This window comes from Caulobacter sp. CCNWLW153, from assembly GCF_036889365.1.
Classification (GTDB): Bacteria; Pseudomonadota; Alphaproteobacteria; order Caulobacterales; family Caulobacteraceae; genus Caulobacter; species Caulobacter radicis.
This window is the reverse complement of the sequence record NZ_JBAKFV010000044.1, coordinates 1-827: the sequence shown is the minus strand read 5'-3', so window position 1 is coordinate 827 and position 827 is coordinate 1. Positions and strand designations below refer to the sequence as shown.

The window sequence follows — 827 nt, the reverse complement described above, 5'->3', positions numbered from 1 at the left end:
CCCTACCGCAAGTTCCTGCCCAGCATCGGCCGGCTGGTGCGCTACGCCCCGCCGCCGGAAGGCGAGAAGGGCGCCTGCACCGTCCGCAACGACGCAGGCGTGCGCGAGGGCGACGAGATCTCGATGTTCTACGACCCGATGATCTCCAAGCTCTGCACCTGGGCGCCGACCCGCACCGAGGCGGTGGCCGGCATGGCCCGGGCGCTGGAGGACTTCCACATCGAGGGCCTGGGCCACAACGTGCCGTTCCTGGCCGCGGTGATGGACCAGGAGCGGTTCGTCTCCGGCAAGCTGGCCACCAGCTACATCAAGGACGAGTTCCCCGACGGGTTCTTGGGAACCGAGCCCACCGCCTTCCAGCAGGACCTGCTGACCGCCGTCGGCTGCGCCATGCAGCGCATCGCGGCCCAGCGCCTTGGCCGCGCCCGGGCCGACTGGACGGTGGTCATCGGCCACGGCAAGCAGCGGGTGCATCTCTCCGGCGAAGGCTCCAGCCTGACCGTCGACCTCGTCGACGAGGGCCGGTCGCTCCAGCTGACCGACATCGCCTGGCGGCCGGGCCTGCCGACCTTCCGCGGCGTGCTCGATGGAACAGCCTTCACGGCCGAAGTCGCTCCCGCGCCCGAGGGCTTCACCATCCGCCACCGCGCCGCCAAGGCCCGGGTGCTGGTGCTCACCGCCCGCAGCGCCGAGCTGCACGACAAGCTGCCGGCAAAAGCCCCGGCCGACACCTCCAAGCTCATCCTCTCGCCGATGCCGGGCCTGGTCGTCTCCATGGACGTCGAGGTCGGCCGGCAGGTCCGCGAGGGCGAGGTCGTCTGCGTGCT

The 827-nt window shown here is 71.2% G+C and carries 1 pseudogene; it reads left to right on the top strand.

Going from position 1 to position 827, the window contains the following annotated elements:
• Nucleotides 1–827, top strand: a pseudogene (locus tag V6S85_RS26515) (acetyl/propionyl-CoA carboxylase subunit alpha); the annotation flags it as partial.